Genomic DNA, 24,011 nt, shown 5'->3' on the forward strand with positions numbered 1-24,011 from the left:
TTTATGAAAGATCAAAAAGTAATTATTGCTAAAAAACTTGAAGAACTAGACCTTGGACTATCATATGACGAAATCTATGACCTAATCGAAATTCCGCCACAAGATGATATGGGTGACTATTCATTCCCATGCTTTTCACTAGCAAAAATTAAAAGACAAAACCCAGCACAAATAGCAAGCGAACTAAAAGATGAAATCGGCGAGCTTGAAACATTTGAAAAAGTTGAAGTACTAAATGCATATATTAACTTTTATTCAGACAAAGCATTTATCCAAAATCAAGTTTTAAATGAAGTATTAAAAGAAAAAGAAAACTATGGTAAAAAACAAATTGGTACAGGCAAAAATGTAACCATAGACTTCTCTGCTCCTAATATTGCAAAACCATTCCACATTGGTCACATAAGATCAACTGTAATTGGTGATGCTATAAGAAACATCTACAAAGCTTTGGGATATAACACAATTGGTATCAACTATATAGGTGACTATGGTACACAATTTGGTGTAATGATAGCAGCTTATAAACTTTGGGGAGATAAAAAAGCTATAGATGCTGATCCAATCAATGAATTATTAAAACTATATGTAAGATATAATACAGAAGCGGAAGATGATCCAAAGATGATGGATGCAGCTAGACAAGAATTTAGAAATCTTGAAGAAGGCCAAGAAGAAGCTGTAGAATTGTGGCAATGGTTCAAAGACCTTTCACTAAAAGAATTTGATAGAGTATATGCAATGCTTGACATCGAATTTGATAACTACCACGGTGAAAGCTACAACGCTGCTGCAGAACCACGTGTAATATCAGAACTAAAAGAGAAAAACTTATTAGTTGATTCTGAGGGAGCTCAAATCATTGACCTTACAGATGAAGACCTTCCACCAGCAATCATCCTAAAATCAAATGGATCAAGTGCTTATATCACAAGAGATATTGCTACAGCAGAAAACCGTGATATTGAATATGGCTACTACAAAAACTTATACGTCGTAGCAAGCCAACAAAACCTACACTTCCAACAATTAAGAAAAATCTTAAAGAAGATGGGTCACGATTATTGGGAAGATTGTATCCACATTCCTTTTGGCCTTGTATCTATGAAAGATAAGACACTATCAACAAGACGTGGTCACGTTATCTTCCTAGAAGACGTACTAAACAAGGCAATTGAAAAGACAAAAGAAATCATGGCTGACCGTGATGCTGATATTGATAATATTGACGAAACAGCTCATATAGTTGGTATAGGTGCAGTTAAGTTCCAAGAGCTATACAATAACAGAATCAAAGACTATGTATTTAACTGGGACAACCTACTAAACTTCAACGGAGAAACAGGTCCATATGTACAATACACATACGCTCGTGCAAAATCTGTTCTTGCCAAAGCAGGCAAAGAAGAATTTGCAGAACTTGACTTCAAGAACTTAAATACTCCAGAAGAAATGGCCTTAATCAAATCAATAGCTGGTTTTGAAGATTCACTAATCAAAGCACACGATAAATACGAACCATCAATTGTATCAAGACAAATTATGGAAATAGCTAAGAACTTCAACAAATTCTACAATGCTCACCAAATCATGGTAGAAGATGAAGATGTTAAAAACGAAAGACTTGCTCTAACATATGCTGCTTCTATTGTTATCAAAGAAGGACTAGCATTACTTGGAATCAAAACTGTTGAGAAAATGTAATGAATGATAGGCTAAAGGACTTTATTGAAGTAACGGGCAAGGCTTTTAAAGAAAGCTTTGCCAAGTTAGACAAAGTATATATAGCATTTATAGTTATATTAGTTAGAGCCTTTTACCAGAATTATAGAATGAATGGGATGTTCTCAAGAACTATGGCAGGCGGGCTAATCAACTACTTTATTGATGCAGCCCTTCTTTGCTTTGTAGCACAAGCCTTGAGAAGCCTTGTTGTTTACGGCAACCCAGGCAAAAAATCTATAGGAAACTCCCTAGGCAATTTTTTTCAGCCAATATTAAGTACAGTCTTCTACTATTATCTTATAAGCATGGTATTATCAATCATCCAAAGAGGCATGAACTTTGCGGGCTATTTGATAACCATGGTAGCATTTGAATTTTTTATGTCGGCAATGGTAGAAGAAGTTTATATTAATGGCAAGTCAGGATTTGATGCAATAAAATCATCAGCAAAATTTGTTTGCGACAATGTAATAACCTATGGTTTATTATCATTAATATTTATAATAATTGGAGTTTATTTTACTTATAACTTTACCTATGGACTAAGCTTAGGACTCACAAAGGCTGGATATATTCTGATATATGCAGTTTTTGAACTATTATTTTATCTGGTTAAGGGACATCTATTCAAATACTTAAACGACCACCCATACCGCCAAAGAAAGTTTATGAGATATTAATATGAATAATTATTTTCGAAAATATACAGAAAACTTGGCATATTTGAACTTAAAGGATACTTCCTCCAATGAACTATTAAAAGACCTAGATTTGCCAGTATATATCGACGATATGAAAACTGGCATTATGACGGGTCAGATGCAAGAAGAAATTTCCTTGGAAAAATTCTTGGATGGGATGATTATAAATATTGGTGTTGATCCTGATTTTATCCATGCGGGCGAGTACAAGGTTATTTTGAACAATTACATTCCAGCCATTTCCAAATACACTGCAAGTAAGGCCTTGGCAAGTGACAATAGAGATAAGTCCCTTTTGTTTTTGAGGGGTGGATATATTCTAAATCCAGAAGATAATTACAATTCATATCTATACGCCAGATATCTATGGCCAATTGCTTTTGACCTAGAAGAAGAAAATGCAGACGAATTTGTAAAAGAAAGCCTTAAAATCTTGCAAGATATAATCTCTAGGGATCAAAACTTTGCTATAGCTTACTATGAACTAGGCAATATTTACAAAAACTTGGGAGAATATATCAAGGCAAGAAGCTATTATAACAATGCCTTGCAAAAAACTGATTCACCAGAAGCCATGGATGAAATAAGGGATAAGCTTACAGAAATAAATGACAATGCAGAGATTGAAGAAGCTCTTTATTTCATAGGTAAATCTAGGTATGATGATGCAATCAAAAAATTGACTGGGCTTCTTTCAAATAAGAAACGTGCTGATGCATATTATTATCTGGGAGTTGCCTACCAAAATATCGGCCAATACGACAATTCTATTATGGCTTTCGAAAATTCCCTTGATGCAGGTGCAGACTTTAGGGAAGTCTACAATGACTACGGAGTTTCCCTATATCTAAATGAAAAACCATACGATGCCTTAAATATAATAGAAGAAGGCTTAGGCAAATATCCATCAGATCCAAGGCTTTCCTATAACAAAATACAAATCAACTTAGTTATAGGAAATATTAACAAGGCAAAAGAAGATATTGAAGAATTGCTAACCTTCGATGATTTAAGCGATGAGATAAGGCATAACTTGATGATAATCAAAAATCAATTTGAAATCTAAGACCTCTAGGGGTCTTTTTTAGTGAGGAATTATGATAATAATTAGAAATATTATTCTAGAATCAGACAACAAAGATAAGCTAAGGGCAAAAATTGCAAAACTAATCAGACGCAAAGATTTTGAATATGAAATCTTTAGAAAATCTATTGATTCTCGCAAGGGAATAAAATTTAACTACCAAGTTTTAGTAGATATAGATTTGCCAGATAAGGAAATTAAGAAGATAAAGGGTGCTGAGAGCTTTGCCTATAAAGATTTTTCTATAGAAATTAACAATCCACCAAAAGAAGTTGCCATAGTTGGATCTGGACCAGCTGGATTATTCTGTGCCTACATCTTAGCTCAAAACGGAGTAAAGGTAAAAGTAATCGAACGAGGTGAGCCAATAGAAGACAGGATAAAAACTATTGAAAAATTCAAAAAAACTGGCAAACTCAATACAGAAAGTAATATCCAATTTGGAGAAGGTGGAGCAGGAACATATTCAGACGGAAAACTTACCGCAAGATCCAAAGACCCAAGGGTTAGATTAGTTCTTGAGACATTTCACAAACATGGAGCACCAGATGATATACTAATAGATTCCAAGCCGCACATAGGGACAGATTTATTAAGGGATGTAATTGTCAATATGCGTAAAGAGATTATAAATAATGGAAGCGAATTTTTATTCTCCCACCATATGGACGATATAAGTATAAATGATGGTAAAGTAAGCGATTTAACCATCAATGGTAATAAGTTGGTTAGTGATTCCTATGTCCTAGCCCTGGGACACTCTGCAAGAGATAGTTTTGAGATGTTAAAAGATAAAATAAAAATGGAAAACAAAAACTTTGCCGTTGGATTTAGAATTGAACACAAGAGAAAAACTATAAATGATGCCCAATATAATGGCAAAGAAACTGATATAGATAATAATCCCTTGCCAGCTGCTTCATACAATCTCTCCTATAATAATAGAGAAAAGGGCTTATCTGCCTATACATTTTGTATGTGCCCAGGTGGATATGTAGTAAATGCAAGTAGTGAAGAAGGTGAACTTTGTGTCAACGGAATGAGCTATCATGCAAGAGATGGAGAAAATTCCAACTCAGCAATAATAGTCACTGTTGGCGAGGATATATACGGTAAAAATATATTAGATGGAATGAGATTCCAAAGAGAAATAGAAGCAAAGGCATATAAACTAGGAAGTGGCAAAGTACCTGTTCAAAAATATATAGATTATAAAAATAATAAAGCTACTGAAGAATTTGGTCATATAAAACCATCAATTGAAGGTTTTTATCAAAAAAGCAATCTAAGGGGTCTATATCCAGAAGAAATTGAAGCAATGATCATAGAAGCAGTGGAAAACTGGGGTAATAAGATCAAAGGTTTTGATGACTACGATGCTATACTAGCTGGAGTGGAAACAAGATCATCATCTCCAATAAAAATGCTAAGGGATGGCGAAAATAAAGCAGAGGATGTTGAAAACTTATATGTAATAGGTGAAGGTTCAGGCTTTGCAGGAGGTATAGTATCATCAGCTATAGATGGTATTAAGACAGCAGAATATATATTAAAAAGAAAATAATAAAAAACATTTGACATTCAAAATAAAAGGGTGTATACTTTTATAAGTCGCTTCTAAGAAATGAAGATGATAAAAAAGATTTTTTAAAAATAATTTTAAAAAGTCTTGACAAAAGTATTTTTTAGTAGTAGACTATTAAAGTCGTTACAAATAAACGACACTGAACCAGATAACTGGCCCGTCCGGCCAGAAGAGGACCCTCAATGGAATTGCCGCAAGGCGTAGCCTGAGGACTCGTTATCTACAATGAAATTTAATATCAATGATTATGTAAAAACAAAACATAATCAACCTATCAAAAAAACTTTAAATAAGTTATTGACAACTTATCCAAGTTGATTCTTTTGAAAAGGACGATTAAATAAATCACGCATTGATTAATAATCAGTGTAAATGAAAAGAGCTTGAATCAAAAAGTTCTTATGAAATAAACTTAAAACTACAATATAAGTAGTAAAAATATTTTTCATGAGAGTTTGATCCTGGCTCAGGATTAACGCTGGCGGCGTGCATAACACATGCAAGTCGAACGATGAAACTTAAATGAATTCTTCGGAATGATTTTAATTGGATTAGTGGCGAACGGGTGAGTAACGCGTGAGTAACCTGCCTTACACAAGGGGATAGCCTCTGGAAACGGAGAATAATACCCTATGATATTAATACTTCGCATGAAGCATTAATCAAAGTGTTAGCGGTGTAAGATGGACTTGCGTCTGATTAGCTAGTTGGTGAGATAACAGCCCACCAAGGCAACGATCAGTAGCCGGCTTGAGAGAGTGTACGGCCACATTGGGACTGAGACACGGCCCAGACTCCTACGGGAGGCAGCAGTGGGGAATTTTGCACAATGGGGGCAACCCTGATGCAGCGACGCCGCGTGATTTAGAAGGCCTTCGGGTTGTAAAAATCTTTTGTATAGGAAGAAAATGACAGTACTATACGAATAAGGTCCGGCTAATTACGTGCCAGCAGCCGCGGTAATACGTAAGGACCGAGCGTTGTCCGGAATCATTGGGCGTAAAGGGTACGTAGGCGGTTAGAAAAGTTAGAAGTGAAAGGCTATAGCTCAACTATAGTAAGCTTTTAAAACTGTTTAACTTGAGAGATGGAAGGGAAAGTGGAATTCCTAGTGTAGCGGTGAAATGCGCAGATATTAGGAGGAATACCGGTGGCGAAGGCGACTTTCTGGCCATTATCTGACGCTGAGGTACGAAAGCGTGGGTAGCAAACAGGATTAGATACCCTGGTAGTCCACGCCGTAAACGATGAGTGTTAGGTGTCTGGAGTAAATCTGGGTGCCGCAGCTAACGCAATAAACACTCCGCCTGGGGAGTACGCACGCAAGTGTGAAACTCAAAGGAATTGACGGGGACCCGCACAAGCAGCGGAGCATGTGGTTTAATTCGAAGCAACGCGAAGAACCTTACCAAGTCTTGACATATTACGGCGTGTTTTAGAGATAAGACACTATATCTTCGGATAACTGTAATACAGGTGGTGCATGGTTGTCGTCAGCTCGTGTCGTGAGATGTTGGGTTAAGTCCCATAACGAGCGCAACCCCTATGGCTAGTTACCATCATTAAGTTGGGGACTCTAGCAATACTGCCGGTGACAAACCGGAGGAAGGTGGGGATGACGTCAAATCATCATGCCCTATATGACTTGGGCTACACACGTGCTACAATGGCAGGTACAGAGGGCGGCGAGACGGTGACGTCAAGCGAACCTCAAAAAGCCTGTCCCAGTTCGGATTGCACTCTGCAACTCGAGTGCATGAAGTTGGAGTTGCTAGTAATCGCAGATCAGAATGCTGCGGTGAATGCGTTCCCGGGTCTTGTACACACCGCCCGTCACACCATGGAAGTTGGCAATACCCGAAGCCTGTGAGCGAACCATTTGGACGCAGCAGTCGAAGGTAGGGTCAGTAACTGGGGTGAAGTCGTAACAAGGTAGCCGTATCGGAAGGTGCGGCTGGATCACCTCCTTTCTAAGGAAGCCCGGCATACTGGGTGGCAAATTAGCGAAGCGATTTACCATAATTTGTCAGTTGCAAAGCAACGACAAATTACGCCTCTAAACAAGTAACTATCATAGTTACCATAATCGCAGAGGAATAAACACCAGTAACCGGAGCAGGGAAACGATACGTTGTTTCCTAACTTTTAGAAACAAATTAATTGGTACCTATTAATTGCTTGGACCTGTAGCTCAGGTGGTTAGAGCGCACGCCTGATAAGCGTGAGGTCGGTAGTTCGAGTCTACTCAGGTCCACCATAATGACCTATCCCAATTTTGCAAAGCAAAATTGATGGAAGGTCAGACGTCGCGGCGTTTCAAAGTTGCTTGCAACTTTGTCAGCAAGCCGACGCATCTTGTAGCTACTAGCAAGTCTAGTTAGCTACATAAATTACTATTTAAAAATATGAACCACCTAACAGAGGAAAGGAAAGTACAAACAAAGTACTAGCGTCTTTTTGCCTCTGATATCTAAAGATATCAGAAATCAAAAAGATTCGAAATCAAAGATTTCGAACCCCATCAGCTTAGGCTTAAAACTAAATAGCAAACAATATTTCCAGTCAAGAAAGAAAGGGCGCCAGGTGGATGCCTTGGCACATGAAGACGAAGAAGGACGTAAGTGAACGAAAACTAGGGCGAGCTCACAAAAAGCCATAACCCCTAGGACTCCGAATGGGGAAACCCGGCTGTGGAAGACACAGTCATCATTAAGTGAATACATAGCTTAATGAAGTAAGACCCTGCGAACTGAAACATCTAAGTAGCAGGAGGAAAAGAAAGAAAACTCGATTTTCCAAGTAGCGGCGAGCGAAAAGAAAACAGCCCAACCCAATAAGAAATATGAAAGCAAGTCAAATCATTTGGGAAAATGAACCAAAGAAAGTGAAAGTCTTGTAGACGAAAGCCAAAATATTTTTGGGAGCAAGTAGCAGTGAACACGAGGAATTTGCTGTGAAGACAGGGGGCCCATCCCCTAAGGCTAAATACTAACATGTGACCGATAGCGAACAAGTACCGTGAGGGAAAGGTGAAAAGAACCCCGCAAGGGGAGTGAAAAAGAACCTGAAACCTAGTGCCTACAAGCAGAGAGAGCACAATAGTGTGATCTCGTACCTTTTGTAGAATGGGCCAGCGAGTTATCATATAAAGCAAGATTAAGCATTTAAGATGCGAAGTCCAAGCGAAAGCGAGTCTTAACAGGGCGATTAGTTAGATATGATAGACCCGAAACCGGGTGATCTATCCATGGTCAGAGTGAAGGTGAAGTAAAATTCACTGGAGGCTCGAACCGGGTGCGGTTTAAAACGCATCGGATGAACTGTGGATAGGGGCGAAAAACCAAACGAACCCGGAGATAGCTGGTTCTCCTCGAAATAGCTTTAGGGCTAGCCTATGACTAAAGATTTTAGGAGGTAGAGCACTGAATGGCCTAGGGCGGCATACCGTACCAAAGCCTATCAAACTCCGAATGCCAAAAAATCAGGTCATGGAGTCAGACTTAGAGGGATAAGCTCCTAAGTCGAAAGGGAAACAGCCCAGATCGACAGCTAAGGTCCCAAAATCTGGATTAAGTGGAAAAGGATGTGAACCTACCAAGACAACCAGGACGTTGGCTTAGAAGCAGCCATACATTCAAAGAATGCGTAATAGCTCACTGGTCAAGTGGGTTTGCGCCGAAAATAAACGGGGCTAAAATCCAGTACCGAAGCTTCGGATTGATAGAGAATTTAAACCTATCACATAAAGGAAACCATAAAAAAGGAAAAAGAAAAAACTTAACTAGGAAATATTAAAACACACAATCAAGATAAAACGAGTTATCAAAAGCAGGCCCGTCCGGCCAATAGAGGACATTTCGTGTCTCCACATCATGAGACCCACGGAGTGGCGTCAGAGGTACGAACGAGTCAGCTAAACAAATTACGCAAATATCAAACAAAGATAAAGGTAAGATCGTCATACTAAAAAAACAATGACAAGATAACTACGATATCACCGAAAAAAACAGACATACAAAAAAGTATGACCCTGGTTAAGCGTATTCAAAAACCAAAAAAGTGGTTACTTATGTATAGATTTAAACTCTCTATCAGTGGTAGAGGAGCATTGTATTAGGGAAGAAGCCTAAGCGAAAGCAAGCGTGGACTTAATACAAGAGAGAATGCTGGCATGAGTAGCGAGAAGGAGAGTGAGAATCTCTCCCGTCGAAACCCTAAGGACTCCTGAGCAAGGCTCGTCCCCTCAGGGAAAGTCGGGCCCTAAGGCCAGGCCGAAAGGCGTAGCCGATGGACAACAGGTTTAGATTCCTGTACCGCTTAAAGTCGCTAAAGAGACGTGATGACGCAAGAGGATAAGCTAGCTGCCCGATGGATGGCAGTCTAAGCACAAAGGCTGATTAGTAGGCAAATCCGCTAATCAAAAAGCTAATGTGTAATAGGCATCGAAAACATAAGTAGAGAAATAGCCGACTTCAAATTGCCAAGAAAAGTCACTATCAAGACCAAAGCGCCCGTACCAAAACCGACACAGGTAGGGAGGTAGAGAATACCAAGACGCGCGGAAGAACCTTTGTTAAGGAACTCGGCAAAATGTCCCCGTAAGTTAGCGAGAAGGGGAGCCTGAGCGATCAGGCCACAGAAACCAGGCCCAAGCGACTGTTTACCAAAAACACAAGTTTCTGCAAAATCGAAAGATGACGTATAGGAGCTGACACCTGCCCGGTGCTGGAAGGTTAAGGGGAAGGCTTAGCGCAATCGAAGGCTAGAACTTAAGCCCCAGTAAACGGCGGCCGTAACTATAACGGTCCTAAGGTAGCGAAATTCCTTGTCGGGTAAGTTCCGACCCGCACGAAAGGTGCAACGATTTGGGCACTGTCTCAACAAAGGATCCGGTGAAATTGTAGTAGTCGTGAAGATGCGACTTACCCACGCTAGGACGGAAAGACCCCGTGGAGCTTTACTGTAGGCTGATATTGGATTTTGAGATTAGACGTACAGGATAGTTGGGAGACTATGAAGTGTGTACGCCAGTGTAGGCAGAGTCACCCTTGGGATACCAACCCTCTAATATCAAAATTCTAACATTGACCCATGAACCTGGGCAATGGACATTGTCAGTTTGGCAGTTTGACTGGGGCGGTCGCCTCCCAAAAAGTAACGGAGGCGTTCAAAGGTTCGCTCAGAATGGACGGAAACCATTCGCAGAGTACAAAGGCACAAGCGAGCTTAACTGCGAGATATACAGATCAAGCAGAGTAGAAATACGGACTTAGTGATCCGGTGGCACCGCATGGAAGGGCCATCGCTCAACGGATAAAAGCTACCCCGGGGATAACAGGCTTATCTCCCCCAAGAGTCCACATCGACGGGGAGGTTTGGCACCTCGATGTCGGCTCGTCTCATCCTGGGGCTGAAGTAGGTCCCAAGGGTTGGGCTGTTCGCCCATTAAAGAGGCACGCGAGCTGGGTTCAGAACGTCGTGAGACAGTTCGGTCCCTATCCAGCGTGGGCGTAAGAAATTTGCGAGGAGCTGTCCCTAGTACGAGAGGACCGGGATGGACATACCACTGGTGTACCAGTTGTTTCGCCAGAAGCATAGCTGGGTAGCTAAGTATGGCATTGATAAGTACTGAAAGCATCTAAGTACGAAGCAACCCTCAAGATAAGATTTCTAAAAGAAGGTAAAGAAAATACCTTAGATAGGTCCAAGGTGTAAGTACAGTAATGTATTAAGCTAAAGGATACTAAACTTTAAATCTTGACTGGAAATATTGATTGCTATTTGACAGACCTAGTCACATTTTGCGAAGCAAAATGTATGACAGGTCGTCGTTCGGAATTCCCCAAGGCACGAATTGGCTTGCCAAGGAATTTACGAACAGATTAAGGTTCATCAATTAAATATATAGTGACGATAGCAATGAGGATACACCTGTACCCATACCGAACACAGAAGTTAAGCTCATTAACGCCGATGGTACTCGGAGGGTGACCTCCCGGTAGAGTAGGAAGTCGCTAAACAAAGGCAAGCCCGGCCAGCTCATGGAGGAAATAATCCCCGTCATATTGGGGCTCCATGAAATGGTCGCAGGGCGTTAGCCCGAGAATATAAGCTAGCCTAAAATGCTAGACTAGTAATAGATGAAATATAAATATGCTTAGGTAGCTCAATGGTGGAGCACCCGGCTGTTAACCGGTAGGTTGTGGGTTCGAGTCCCACCCTGAGCGCCAAAATTGGTTTTTAAGTATTTACTCAAAGACTGATACCTAGTAAAACATAGTATTTGCCGGGGTGGCGGAACAGGCAGACGCACAGGACTTAAAATCCTGCGATGGTCAAACATCGTACCGGTTCGATTCCGGTCCTCGGCACCATTAAACTAGTGGTATGGTCCTTGGAGGACTTGCATTAAGAACTGATATTTATATCGCGGGATAGAGCAGTCTGGTAGCTCGTCGGGCTCATAACCCGGAGGTCGTTGGTTCAAATCCAGCTCCCGCAACCAATATGTTTTTATTAAAAAAATATTTGCATTATGTCAAACTTTATGTTATACTAATAAAGTCGTTTCACAAGGCCCTATGGTCAAGCGGTTAAGACACCACCCTTTCACGGTGGTATCCCGAGTTCGAATCTCGGTAGGGTCACCAAGCAAGCCCCTCCGGCTAATGGAGGAGTCGCACCACAGTGCGAAATACCGCAGGACGAAAGTCCGAGGACAAAAATATTGTTTGAATGCCGGTGTTGCTTATTCGGAAGTATAGCTCAGTTGGGAGAGCATCTGCCTTACAAGCAGGGGGTCACAGGTTCGAGCCCTGTTACTTCCACCATGAAGTAGTCAACATTAGAGTTGGTTCATTATTTGAGGCCACTCAGTGGGGGCTCCTCTAAGCGCCGGAGAGGCGTGTTTATGGCCTGGTAGTTCAGCTGGTTAGAATGCCGCCCTGTCACGGCGGAGGTCGTGAGTTCGAATCTCATCCAGGTCGCCATTTGGATTGCAATAGTAATCCAATGTGCTGATGTAGCTCAATTGGCAGAGCAATTGATTTGTAATCAATAGGTTGTAGGTTCAAGTCCTATCATCAGCTCCAATATGAACCTTTTATGATACAAAATAAAATTTTTAAATAAATTTGGGGATGTTCCAGAGTTGGCCAAATGGGACGGACTGTAAATCCGTTAGCTTTGCTTTCAGTGGTTCGAATCCGCTCATCCCCACCAAATGCAGGCCTGTCTGGCCCTGAGAAGACCCTCCACGGAGTGGTCGCAGGCCCTAGGCCGAGAATAAGCCTGTGCGGCTCTTGGAGCACCCTCCATGGAATGGTCGCACGTAGTGCGAAAGAGGCACAAACTAAATTTTCAAATTGTGCCGGATATGCGGGTGTAGCTCAGTGGTAGAGCCCCAGCCTTCCAAGCTGGTTGCGAGGGTTCGATTCCCTTCACCCGCTCCACAAAAATTTGCGCCTGTAGCTCAGCTGGATAGAGCAACGGACTTCTAATCCGTGTGTCGGGGGTTCGATTCCTCCCAGGCGCGCCAACACTACCTTTTAGATATAATCTGCATACTGTATTTTGGGATATAGCCAAGTCGGTAAGGCACCAGACTTTGACTCTGGTATGCGTAGGTTCGAGTCCTGCTATCCCAGCCATATGATCCATTAGCTCAGCCGGTAGAGCACCTGACTTTTAATCAGGGTGTCCGGAGTTCGAATCTCCGATGGGTCACCAAAAAAGATAAGCCTATTTCTTATGAGATAGGCTAATCTAATATAATTTTATAACAATAATTTATCAATGGAGAGGTACCGAAGCGGTCATAACGGGGCGGTCTTGAAAACCGTTAGAGTCTTTGGCTCACAAGGGTTCGAATCCCTTCCTCTCCGCCAATTATTTTATAAACAAAAATTTAAAAATAGATGGCGAGGAGACTTCTTCAGACCATTGTAACGAAGTATTCCAATATAAGCCAAATGGTCATTTTTATTTAATGGAGAAGTACTCAAGTGGCTGAAGAGGCTCCCCTGCTAAGGGAGTAGATCCTTTCAATAGGGATGCGAGGGTTCAAATCCCTCCTTCTCCGCCATTTTTTTATTTATGCCCAGATAGCTCAGTCGGTAGAGCAGAGGACTGAAAATCCTCGTGTCGGTGGTTCGATTCCGCCTCTGGGCACCATAGCACGCCTGCCCGGCGTCTTGAGAGGGCCCGTGCCCAATAGGCACGGAATTACCGCAGGAGCGAAGCGACGAGGACCATAAAATATTTTGTCAAAGTTGCCGAACATTAATTCTTATTTGATTAGTTATTATTATTTGTATATAAAGGATAAATCGCCCAAAATTACATAATTAGTTTTTACCATCTAGGGGAGTAGTTCAGTTGGTAGAACGTCGGTCTCCAAAACCGGATGTCGCGGGTTCAAGTCCTGTCTCCCCTGCCATATGGACCTGTAGCTCAGGTGGTTAGAGCGCACGCCTGATAAGCGTGAGGTCGGTAGTTCGAGTCTACTCAGGTCCACCATAATTAATTTATTTGTAAATTTAATACCACATTTTATTTGTGGGCCTCTAGCTCAGTCGGTTAGAGCGCCCGGCTCATAACCGGTAGGTCCAGGGTTCGAGTCCCTGGAGGCCCACCAGACTAGCACCATCTATTGATGGTGCTTTTCTTTTTATATACGTTTATACTTCGTTTGAGGTACCGGTTATGAGCACGCTCATAACAGTTCTCTGGGTTCACTATGTTCACCTCAGAGATTTCAGATGCAAGCATCTGAAACTGCACTGCAGACTGCGTCCAGGTTTCGAGTCCCTGGAGGCCCACCAAGTTTGGCACCCTTTGTAGGGTGCCTTTCTTATTATCTACATATCGACTTCGTTTGAGGTACCGGTTATGAGCACGCTCATAACAGTTCTCTGGGTTCACTACGTTCACCTCAGAGATTTCAGATGCAAGCATCTGAAACTGCACTGCAGACTGCGTCCAGGGTTAGAGTTCATAACTAGCCCGTCCGGCTGATAGAGGAGCCTCCATGGAATGGTTGCACGAAGTGCAAAGCCCGTCCGGCTAAGGGAGGACCTGTGCGGAGCACCCGCAGGAGTGTAGCGACGAGGCAAGCCCGTCTGGCTGATAGAGGACCCTCCACGGAGTGGTCGCACTTGTGCTAGCCCACCAAGGTTGGATCCTTTTTAGGCTACCTTTCTTTCAAAACTCTTGTGCACTTTTGTGTTAAATTTTCGAGGTAAATATGCTGCAAAGTTATATTTATCTGGATTAGTCAGAATCATACCATCCTTAGCTTATAACAATTATTTTTTCACCAAGCATACTTTTCTATAGAAAATATATTGGATCATTATATAAGGATGTTTAGTTTTATTATAATCATCTTTGGCAGTAAAAACTTGTCATCCTCGATGGAGTGATAACGACCGAAGGATCCAGTTAAAATCTATTTGTTCTTTTTAGATTCTTATATTAAACGTATATATTATTTTATTGTTAGATATCCTTACTTTTCTATATTTCTATTTTATTTGTTATAATGATTAGTAGGTAATTGATTTTTTTTGGAGATGCTTATGACAGATATTAATAAAAAGAATGAAACTATTGGGATTTTGGCGGCTTTTTTCTGCGAAACTCTCTATGGTCTATCGTATATTTTTACAAAACAGGCTACTCAATCAGCGACTGCTTTTGCCCTTCTCGGTTGGAGGTTTTTGCTTGGGGATATTGTGATGACTTTATTTGTTTTGTTTAAAGTTATTAAGGTTGATTTTAGAGGTAAGTCTATTAAGGAACTTCTGCCTGTTGCTTTATTTTCTCCTTGTATTTATTACATAGCTGAGACTATTGGTATTGATCACACGACGGCTTCTGAAAGTGGTATTTTTCTGGCCTCTATTCCTATAGCTTCTCTTATTGCATCAAGTTTACTTTTAAACGAAAAGCCTAGCAAAAGACAAGTTACTGGTATAATTGTAACTCTAATTGGAGTCTTGATTACTGTTTTATCTCTTGGATTATCATCAAGTTTTTCTGTAATCGGATATTTGTTTTTGCTTATTGCTGTTATCTCCTATGCTCTATACAGCGTTTTTGTTAGCAAGGTCAAAACTTACACAGAGTCTGAGGTCACATATATGATGCTTATTTGTGGAGGCTTATTTTTTACGATTCTTGCATTAATCGAGGCTTCTGCTAATGGTAGTATGCAAAATCTAATAAGTCTTCCATTTAATGATAGGAATTTTTTGATTGCGATTTTATACCAAGCTATTGGTTGTTCTGTTTTGGCATTTTTCTTATCTAATATGGCTATTGCAAGGATTGGCGTTAATAGAACTTCTTCTTTTATTGGGGTGTCTACAGCAGTTTCGATCCTTGCAGGGATTTGGATACTAAATGAGGGATTTGAGCTTTATCAAGTCCTTGGAGCTATTGTGATTATGGTGGGTGTCTATATAGCTAATATTAATAAGTAGCTGTTTAAAAATAGCTGAAAAATTGTATAGTTATATTATTATATTCTTTAAAAATTACTACTTTATTTGAGTAATAGATTGGAGGTTTTATGAAAAAATTTGGCAAATTTATCTTAGCCTTACTTATTGTAGCTGGTGTCGGATACACAGGCTATACAATAGGTGGCAATATGGGTGGTGTTTCTACTGCAGATAATAGGGATAGTGAACACATAGCCGATATGCAAGGACTAAAGGCATTATTAAAACAAAATTATTTATATGATTTTACAGATGATCAAATATATGAAGGTTCATTAAAAGGGATGTTTGCAAACCTAGGTGATCCTTATACTTCTTATTATTCACCAGATGAGTTTTCAAAGCTTATGGAAACATTAAACGGTAGATACCAAGGTATTGGTGTTTCTGTCCAAGCTAGCAAGGAAGGATATATAAAAGCTATTTCTGTTTTTGATAATTCCCCTGCCAAGGAAGCTGGTATTATGCCTGGTGATTATATAACAAAGGTCAATGGAACTGCTTTTGGTGCAGATCAGCTAGAAGAAGCTGTTGCAGAAATCAAAGGCGAACCAGGTACTAGTGTTAATTTGACTATCTTAAGAGTGGAGGAAAATTCTACAAATTCTAAGGAGTTTGATGTCGAGGTTGATAGGGCTGATGTAAATGTAGATACTATTGATGATGATATTGTAGAAATCGATGGAAAGAAAATTGGCTATATTCACATAATGGCATTTGACGATGTGACTTGGAATGACTTTTCTGAAAGCTTTAATAGACTTAAGAGCCAAGATATTGATGGACTTATCCTAGATGTTAGAAACAACCCTGGTGGCGCTTTAGATGTAGTAATTAACATAGCTGATAATTTCCTAGACGAAGGAACAATTGTAACTACAAAGGAAAAAGATGGCAGTGAAACTGTTGAAAAGAGCAACGCTGACTTTGATGATATACCACTAACCATCATCCAAAATGAAAACTCAGCATCAGCTAGTGAAATCCTTGCTGGAGCTCTAAAAGATCGAGGAAGAGCTAAGGTAGTTGGCACCCAATCTTTTGGAAAGGGAGTTGTTCAAAAAATCTTCAATCTTCAAAATGGTGCTGGTGCAAAAATCACTATAAGTGAATATTTTACACCAAATGGAACTCAGATTAATAAGGTTGGTGTTACTCCAGATATCGAGGTTGAAGCAGAAGAAGACTTTGATATAAGCAAAAAAGACTTAGCAAATGATAAACAGTTTGTATACGCACTAAATGAGCTTTTAGAAGAAATTAAATAGGTGCAGATATGTTTTCCTATACCGATACAGAAAAAAGGCTCAATGACCTTAAACATTTGCTAGATGAAAAAAAGTAAATGAACTATCAGACTTGCTTCGCAGGACCAACCCAATAGATATAGTTGAATTTATAGAAGAGTTACCAGCGGAAGAAGCCCTTATAGTATTTAGGCTTCTAAAAAAGGAAGACTCTAGAGAAGTATTTGCAGAGCTTGATAGCGAAGATAAGGAAAAACTACAAGCTGGACTAAATGATACAGAGTTTAAGGAACTTCTTGACGACTTAAACTTTGACGATATGATTGATACCTTAGAAGAAATGCCTGCAGCAGTTGTAGACAATATCTTAAAGGCATCAGATGATCAAACAAGAGAACTTGTAAACGAGTACTTGCAATTCCCAGAAGATTCTGCTGCAAGTCTAATGACGACCGAGTTTGTAGAAGTAAGCCCGGAAACAACTGTTGGCGAAACTCTAGCATATATAGAGGAAGTTGGAAAAGATAAGGTAACGGTCTATACTTGTTATGTAACAAGTCCCACAAAAGAACTTTTGGGATATGTATCACTTAGGATGATTGTAACAAGTGATTTGGACGTTAAAATAAAAGAATTGATGTATGAGGACGTTATTACTGTTCAAACCACAGAAGACCAGGAAGATGTAGCTCACAAATTCCAAAAGTATGGTTTTACTGCTTTGCCAGTAGTAGACTTAACCAATAAACTTGTCGGTATAATCACAGTTGATGATATCATGTGGATTATAGAACAAGAGGCAACAGAAGACTTCCAACTTTTGGCAGGTACTTCACCAGAAGAAGAAGATTATTCAAAGATGAGTCCTTGGGACTTGGCCAAAAACAGGATACCTTGGCTGATGTTTTTGATGATATCGGGAGCTTTTACATCGACAATCCTAAAAAGATACGAGGATGTAATCCAAACTGTTATAGCTTTAAATATGTTTATACCAATGCTTACAGGTTCTGGTGGTAATGCCGGAAGCCAAGCATCAACCCTTGTCATCCGTGCCATGGCAACCCATGACATAGAGCCAAGTGATTGGGCAAAAGTTGTTCTAAAGGAAATATCGGTAGGTTTGATATGTGGAGCAATCTTAGCCTTGGCAGCATTCTTAAAGTGTTATTTCTTTGATAAGGTTGCTATAAATGTTGCCTTTGTAGTAGCTCTAACTATTCTTTCAATTGTAGTGATTGCAAAAGCAATCGGATCCTTGCTACCAATTATAGCAGAAAAATTTGGAGCAGATCCAGCAATTATGGCAAGTCCACTTATAACAACAATCGTAGACTCACTGGGACTGATCGTTTATTTTAATATAGCTCAAATGATCTTACCAGGACTAGGTGTGTAGAAGGAGGATAGGATGTATAAGTACAAATCAACAGAAGATAGAATAAGAGAACTATCCTATCTTCTAGAAAAGAAAAGATCTAATGAACTATCCGAACTTCTAAGAAGGACAAACCCAGTAGATATAGTAGAATTTTTGGAAGGCTTGACAGCCGAAGAGGCCTTGGTCGTATTTAGGCTTTTGAAAAAAGATGACGCAGTTGAAGTATTTGCTGAGCTTGATTCAGATCAAAAGGAAAATTTACAAAAAGCCCTAAATGAAAATGAATTTAAGGCCTTACTAAGAGAACTAAATTTCGATGATATGATCGATACCTTAGAAGAAATGCCAGCTGCATTGGTTCAAAGAATACTAAGGTCTTCTGATGCAGAAACTAGAAAGCTAGTAAATGAATATCTCAAATTTCCAGAGGATTCAGCTGGTAGCTTGATGACCACAGAATTTGTGGAAATCAAAGCCTATATGACAGTCAGAGAAGCCCTAGCTCATATCAAAAAAGTTGGCAATGATAGTGTAACAGTCTATACCTGCTATGTCACAAGCCCTACAAAACAACTCTTGGGCTACGTATCACTAAGGTTAATTGTAACAAGTCCACCAGATACTATAATAGAAGACTTGATGTATGAGGATGTAATCACAGTTCAGACAACAGACGACCAAGAAGATGTAGCACGCAAATTCCAAAAATATGGATTTACAGCCCTACCGGTGGTAGATAATACATCTAGACTAGTTGGTATAATCACTGTAGATGATATCATGTGGATTATAGAACAAGAGGCAACAGAGGACTTCCAACTTATGGCTGGTACCAGACCAGATGAGGAAGACTACTCAAAAAAAAGTCCTTGGGACCTTGCCAAAAATAGGATACCATGGCTAATGTTTTTGATGATATCTGCTACATTTACATCAACCATTCTAAGAGGTTATGAATATGTCCTACAAGCAGTAATAGCTCTAAATATGTTTATACCAATGCTTACAGACTCAGGGGGAAATGCTGGTAGCCAATCATCAACCCTAATTATTCGTGCTATGGCAACCCACGATATTGAGCCAAGTGATTGGGCTAAGGTAGTTCTTAAAGAGATCTTAGTAGGCCTAATATGTGGACTAGCCCTAGGCATAGTTGCATTTTTAAAATGCTTTTTCTTTGACAAGGTAGGCGTGCAAGTTTCTATAATAGTAGGCATTACCATAGTTGGAATAGTTGTAATGGCCAAAACTGTAGGATCTCTACTTCCAATCATAGCAGAGAAATTTGGAGGAGACCCTGCAATAATGGCAAGCCCACTAATATCAACTATAGTGGACTCCCTATCATTAATTGTTTATTTTTCAATAGCAAAAATGTTCATAGGCGGCCTATAATAAGTATAAGTACGAGAAGAACCACATTTGCTGGTTCTTTTTTAATGTTTGTCTTGAGAACAATATTTGCCATAGCAAAAGCTTTAAAATATAGTATATGTAGAAAGAAGGAATTTATGGCCTATAGCGAAATATACAATATACCAGAAGTAATGTGCGATAAAGATGGGAATCTATCAATAAGAAATCTAGTTAGTTTGATGGGTGAAGTTCTAATTTGCCATTCACATATTCTAGAAAAAAACATAGATATGACTAGACTTAGGTGGATAGTATATTCTTGGGATATTGAATTAGAAGAAAAAATTAAAGCAAATGACCAGATAGAAGTTACAAGCTTAGTATTGGGAATGAATAAGTTCTATGCTTATCGTAATGCCTACATCAAAAGAGATGGAAATATGATAGCAAAGGCCTATGGAGTCTTTATGCTAGTGGATATAGATAGGATGCGTCCTATAAAAATGAGCAAAGATCTAATATCAGCTTACAAAATTGACGATAAGATTTATGGTAAAAATGACTTATCATATAGGAATGACTTTACAAATTCAAAGGAAATTATGGTAAGATATACTGATATAGATAGCAATCTTCACGTCAACAATGCAGTATATTTTGATTATATATGTGACCTATGCAAGCTAGATACAAAAGATTTGGCATTTTTTAATATAGTCTATAAAAATGAAATCCGAAACAAGGAATCTATTTTGGGAGAATTTGTTGAAAGTGATGGAGTTATAGATTTTAGATTAAGGTCTGTAGAAGATAATACAATTTACACATACGGAAAGATTAGAAAAAATGTATAAAGAAGGATATGGAAATATAGCAAATAGAGACAAAATAATATCATATCTTGAAGAAGGATATAATAATAATCCTGGCAACTGGGTTTTGCACTCTTGGATTATCGGCCAAACTGCCAAAAATATGGCAAAAGACTTAGGACTGGATCCAGACATTGCCTTTGCTTGCGGAGCATTGCACGATTTTGGAAAATCAGAAGCCTTAGACAATGCAGCACATTTCATAAGAGGATATAAGATTTTAAGGGGTGATTCCTATTTTTTCCCGGCAAGAATTGCCCTAAGCCACAGTTTTCAAATAAAAAATGTCGATGCTTATGTGGGGGATTGGAATGTAAGTGACCAAGAAAAAGATTTTGTAAGAGATTTTCTAGCCTATAATCATTACAATGATTATGATTTATTGATTCAACTTCTAGATGGACTAATAAAGACAGAATACCTTGGCATAGAAAAAAGGGCCCAGGGAGTTTTGGAAAAGCATGGATCTAACCCATATTTTGAAGATAGGAAAAAAAGACTTTATGAGCTTGAGGAATATTTTCAAAAAAAATTAACAAAACCAATAGAAAAATATATGCCTAGGGAAAGATGGTACAAATTTCCTTACAATCTTTATAGAAAATAGGAAATACCATTGCAAAAGTCTTATATTAACGTATATTATAAATGAATTTATTTTACCATATTGGGGAGGGTTTTACCTCCTCTTTTTTTGTGCAAATTTAGGCTGGATTTTTAAGAAACTAGCTAAGAAAGTAAATTTGATTTAGTTATATAATTAGATAAAGTATTAAAGAAATATGGAAGAAATTGCAATCTATTAGCAATGATATAGCAATACCAACAACACTATGGATAATAATTCACCAACGTTAATAAAAAGCCATTAAAGCTATTGACAAAAGGAATTTTAAGTAATAGAATAACAGCAATATATAGAATATATATTAGGAGGACACAAAATGAAAATGAAAAGAATATTCTCCTCACTAATGGCTTTAGGTTTGGCAACTAGCCTTGCAGCTTGTGGTGGTGGAGATAATACTGAAAAACAAGAAGATGTAAAAAAAGAAGAAAGTCAAAGTAGCGAAGAGACTACTAATGAAGAAACTGATAATTCTGAATCTACTGATGAATCTACAGATACAGATGAAAACAGTGATGATGAGAATACAGACAAAGAAGCTATGTCTGATGACGACAAAAAAGAAATAGCTGATTTCGACAATGTGACAGCTGATGATACCCTAGTTATTGGTACAAGTCCAATGAATGGTGACTTCTTTGAAGGTTGGGCTAACAACACCTATGATGTAATAGTTAGACAACTTATAGGTACCCAAGGAACCAATGCTTATAATACAGCTGTAGTTGATGATGCTGGTCAATGGCAAGATAATATGACAGTTCTTGCTGAAAAACCAAAAGAAGAGGAAAATGATGATGGGTCAAAGACTATTACATATAAGCTAAATGAAGACTTAAAATGGTCTGACGGCGAGCCTGTAACGGCAGATGACTACCTATTCTATTCCCTACTATTTTCCGATGCAAATTATAGTAAGGTGTCTGGGGCTTCAACAGTTGGTAAAGATGCACTAAAGGGCTATGAAGCCTTCCATGATCCAAAAAGTGATGTGGATGAGTTTGAAGGTTTGGAAAAGATTGATGATTATACATTTTCTGTAACAATCGATTCATCATTCTTGCCATACTACGAAGAATCATACCTTTCCCAACAATCGCCATTCCCAATGCATGCAGTTACTGACAACTTGTCTATAAGCGACAATGGTAAGAAACTTGTTGCAAAAGAAGGCTATGAAGTAACAGAAGAAGATAAAAAAGCCTACCAAGAGTCTATAAAAACTCAAATTGATAATCTAAATAAACAATTTGAAGAAGATAATGAAGGGGCAGAAGTCGACGAAGAAACACAAAAAGCTCACGATGACGCTATAGCAGACCTAGAAAATAGATTAGAGGGAGACGTAGACCCTACTGAACAATTGAAAGAACAAGCTATGCTTAAGATTGCTAATGAATACAGATTGGCACCATCAGTAGTATGTGGACCATATGTATTTGATAGCTATTCAAACAACATGGTTAAACTTTCCCTAAACCCTAACTACAAGGGTAACTTCAAGGGTGAAAAAGCCACTATACCAAATGTTATAGTACAAATTGTAAATGCTAATATAGCTGTAGATCTTCTTGAAAATGGAGATATAGATATTTGGCAAGATGAAACTGAAGGCGGCAAGATTGACCAAATCAGAGCAGCTGCTGATGCAGGTAAAATCAAATACAATTCATATGACAGAAACGGTTATGGTAACGTAACATTCCTAACAGATCGTGGATCTACAAAATATAAAGAAGTAAGACAAGCCATAGCCCACCTAATGGATAGAAATACTTTCGTACAACAATTTGCAGGTGGATATGGAGTTGTAACCAATGGTCTTTATGGTGCAAGCCAATGGATGTATAAGGAAAAAGGACCAGACTTAGAAAGCAATCCAGAGCTTACAAACTATCAATTAAACCTAGATGAAGCGAATGCCTTGCTAGATAAGACCCCATATACATTTGAAGAAGATGGTAAAACTCCTTGGGATATAGCAAAGGCTGAAGAAGCATTTAAAAATGATCCTGATGGCTATGATTACTACAGATATGATGAAAATGGTAATAGACTAGTTGTAAACCAATTTGGTTCTGATGAATCTCCAATTACAACATTAATCTCTAACCAAGTTCCAAACAACGCTAAGCAAGTAGGTATGGAATACAACGTAACAGCAGGAAACTTTGCAACCTTGCTAGACTACTACTATTCTCCAAAAGAAAATGCTGAATACACAGCATTCAACATGGGCCAATCTTTCGAACCACCATTTGACCCATACTACCAATACAACTCAAAAGGTTTTGACAACCATACAAAGACAAATGATCCAAAGGCTGATGAAGTAACAGAAGCTTTGAGAAAGACAGATCCAAAAGATAAAGAAGGATATTTGGATAAATGGGTTGACTTCCAATTATGGTACAATGATTACTTGCCAGAAATCCCACTATATTCTAACCAATACCACACAGGATATACAAACAGGGTAGAAGGCTTCGATCTAAATACACCAGAATGGCCAGCTCAATATCAAATCAACGCAATGACCCTCAAAAAATAGTATAGTATTTGCAAACGCTCATTAATATGGGCGTTTTTGCTTGCAAAATTCGATGATACAAAAGAAAAAATATTGATAATAATGTAAAATAATTTATTAAATAAATTTGACATAGTTTTTTTATGGTGGTATTATAATCCCATCAAATAGATTTTACAAAACCAAATGATAAGAAGAGTAGTCTAGATGGATATTCTACAGAGAGCCCAGTATTGGTGAGATGGGTGGATACAAGTTTAGATGAAGATGGCCTTGGATTGGGGTGAGTCGATAGTTAGATTCACACGGGACTTCCCGTTATAGAAGTAGAGTATGTTTGTACTTGATGAGAGTATGTATGCGTGAGTATACATAAATTAAGGTGGTAACGCGATTA

The 24,011-nt window shown here is 38.9% G+C and carries 11 protein-coding genes, 19 tRNA genes, 3 rRNA genes and 1 other annotated feature (1 of these 34 cut by a window edge); all 33 genes read left to right on the forward strand.

Annotation, left to right across the window (positions count from 1 at the left end):
* Positions 1–3 precede the first annotated feature (3 nt).
* The 33 genes from argS to BN38_RS03725 all read left to right on the forward strand — a co-directional run bounded on the left by argS (position 4) and on the right by BN38_RS03725 (position 23,635).
* On the forward strand, positions 4–1,704 hold the full coding sequence (gene argS / locus BN38_RS03565; RefSeq protein WP_044565641.1) for an arginine--tRNA ligase: 1,701 nt from the start codon (positions 4–6) through the stop codon (positions 1,702–1,704).
* The gene (locus BN38_RS03570) at positions 1,704–2,405 is read left to right on the forward strand and encodes a hypothetical protein (RefSeq protein WP_044565642.1); all 702 of its coding nucleotides are present in this window, start codon (positions 1,704–1,706) and stop codon (positions 2,403–2,405) included. The genes argS and BN38_RS03570 overlap by 1 nt, the downstream gene beginning before the upstream one ends.
* A 1-nt stretch (position 2,406) precedes the next feature.
* The gene (locus tag BN38_RS03575) at positions 2,407–3,492 is read left to right on the forward strand and encodes a tetratricopeptide repeat protein (protein ID WP_044565643.1); all 1,086 of its coding nucleotides are present in this window, start codon (positions 2,407–2,409) and stop codon (positions 3,490–3,492) included.
* A 31-nt stretch (positions 3,493–3,523) separates the two neighbouring features.
* Entirely contained in the window at positions 3,524–5,074 is a 1,551-nt protein-coding gene (locus tag BN38_RS03580) for an NAD(P)/FAD-dependent oxidoreductase (protein ID WP_044565644.1), read from the forward strand.
* Positions 5,075–5,538: 464 nt separating this feature from the next.
* Positions 5,539–7,065: ribosomal RNA gene (locus BN38_RS03585) — 16S ribosomal RNA — on the forward strand.
* 210 nt (positions 7,066–7,275) lie between these two features.
* Positions 7,276–7,352: transfer RNA gene (locus BN38_RS03590), tRNA-Ile, on the forward strand.
* 303 nt (positions 7,353–7,655) lie between these two features.
* Positions 7,656–10,860 (forward strand): 23S ribosomal RNA (locus tag BN38_RS03595).
* Between the two features lie 138 nt (positions 10,861–10,998).
* Positions 10,999–11,115, forward strand: a 5S ribosomal RNA gene (gene rrf, locus BN38_RS03600).
* Together the 16S, 23S and 5S rRNA genes with 19 tRNA genes alongside form the textbook arrangement of a ribosomal RNA operon.
* 135 nt (positions 11,116–11,250) lie before the next feature.
* Positions 11,251–11,325, forward strand: a tRNA-Asn gene (locus BN38_RS03605).
* Between the two features lie 55 nt (positions 11,326–11,380).
* Positions 11,381–11,469: transfer RNA gene (locus BN38_RS03610), tRNA-Leu, on the forward strand.
* Between the two features lie 54 nt (positions 11,470–11,523).
* Positions 11,524–11,600: transfer RNA gene (locus BN38_RS03615), tRNA-Met, on the forward strand.
* Between the two features lie 70 nt (positions 11,601–11,670).
* Positions 11,671–11,745: transfer RNA gene (locus BN38_RS03620), tRNA-Glu, on the forward strand.
* 104 nt (positions 11,746–11,849) lie between these two features.
* Positions 11,850–11,925, forward strand: a tRNA-Val gene (locus BN38_RS03625).
* An 82-nt stretch (positions 11,926–12,007) separates the two neighbouring features.
* Positions 12,008–12,084: transfer RNA gene (locus tag BN38_RS03630), tRNA-Asp, on the forward strand.
* A 26-nt stretch (positions 12,085–12,110) separates the two neighbouring features.
* A tRNA-Thr gene (locus BN38_RS03635) sits at positions 12,111–12,186 on the forward strand.
* A gap of 44 nt (positions 12,187–12,230) precedes the next feature.
* Positions 12,231–12,316 (forward strand) — tRNA-Tyr (locus BN38_RS03640).
* A gap of 156 nt (positions 12,317–12,472) precedes the next feature.
* A tRNA-Gly gene (locus BN38_RS03645) sits at positions 12,473–12,546 on the forward strand.
* A 9-nt stretch (positions 12,547–12,555) separates the two neighbouring features.
* Positions 12,556–12,632: transfer RNA gene (locus BN38_RS03650), tRNA-Arg, on the forward strand.
* Between the two features lie 36 nt (positions 12,633–12,668).
* A tRNA-Gln gene (locus BN38_RS03655) sits at positions 12,669–12,744 on the forward strand.
* A gap of 3 nt (positions 12,745–12,747) precedes the next feature.
* A tRNA-Lys gene (locus BN38_RS03660) sits at positions 12,748–12,823 on the forward strand.
* 68 nt (positions 12,824–12,891) lie between these two features.
* Positions 12,892–12,981: transfer RNA gene (locus tag BN38_RS03665), tRNA-Ser, on the forward strand.
* A gap of 103 nt (positions 12,982–13,084) precedes the next feature.
* Positions 13,085–13,178: transfer RNA gene (locus BN38_RS03670), tRNA-Ser, on the forward strand.
* A gap of 13 nt (positions 13,179–13,191) precedes the next feature.
* Positions 13,192–13,267: transfer RNA gene (locus BN38_RS03675), tRNA-Phe, on the forward strand.
* A gap of 189 nt (positions 13,268–13,456) precedes the next feature.
* Positions 13,457–13,532 (forward strand) — tRNA-Trp (locus BN38_RS03680).
* A gap of 3 nt (positions 13,533–13,535) precedes the next feature.
* Positions 13,536–13,612: transfer RNA gene (locus tag BN38_RS03685), tRNA-Ile, on the forward strand.
* A gap of 41 nt (positions 13,613–13,653) precedes the next feature.
* Positions 13,654–13,730, forward strand: a tRNA-Ile gene (locus BN38_RS03690).
* Between the two features lie 943 nt (positions 13,731–14,673).
* Entirely contained in the window at positions 14,674–15,579 is a 906-nt protein-coding gene (locus tag BN38_RS03695; RefSeq protein ID WP_044565646.1) for a DMT family transporter, read from the forward strand.
* Between the two features lie 89 nt (positions 15,580–15,668).
* A complete protein-coding gene (locus BN38_RS03700) occupies positions 15,669–16,868 on the forward strand; it encodes a S41 family peptidase (RefSeq protein ID WP_044565647.1) in 1,200 nt (399 codons plus the stop codon).
* A 91-nt stretch (positions 16,869–16,959) separates the two neighbouring features.
* Positions 16,960–18,246, forward strand: coding sequence for a magnesium transporter (gene mgtE / locus BN38_RS03705; protein ID WP_230197719.1), 1,287 nt, complete (start codon positions 16,960–16,962; stop codon positions 18,244–18,246).
* Positions 18,247–18,258: 12 nt separating this feature from the next.
* Positions 18,259–19,623, forward strand: coding sequence for a magnesium transporter (mgtE, locus tag BN38_RS03710; protein WP_044565648.1), 1,365 nt, complete (start codon positions 18,259–18,261; stop codon positions 19,621–19,623).
* Between the two features lie 116 nt (positions 19,624–19,739).
* Positions 19,740–20,438 (forward strand): acyl-[acyl-carrier-protein] thioesterase, encoded by a 699-nt coding sequence (locus BN38_RS03715; RefSeq protein ID WP_044565649.1) that lies wholly within the window; start codon positions 19,740–19,742, stop codon positions 20,436–20,438.
* Positions 20,431–21,063, forward strand: coding sequence for an HD domain-containing protein (locus BN38_RS03720; protein ID WP_044565650.1), 633 nt, complete (start codon positions 20,431–20,433; stop codon positions 21,061–21,063). The genes BN38_RS03715 and BN38_RS03720 overlap by 8 nt, the downstream gene beginning before the upstream one ends.
* A gap of 337 nt (positions 21,064–21,400) precedes the next feature.
* Positions 21,401–23,635, forward strand: coding sequence for an ABC transporter substrate-binding protein (locus BN38_RS03725; RefSeq protein WP_044565651.1), 2,235 nt, complete (start codon positions 21,401–21,403; stop codon positions 23,633–23,635).
* A gap of 156 nt (positions 23,636–23,791) precedes the next feature.
* Positions 23,792–24,011, forward strand: a binding site (T-box leader); it runs 14 nt beyond the window's last position.

The sequence above is a fragment of the Anaerococcus provencensis genome, from assembly GCF_000312365.2.
GTDB lineage: Bacteria > Bacillota > Clostridia > Tissierellales > Peptoniphilaceae > Anaerococcus > Anaerococcus provencensis.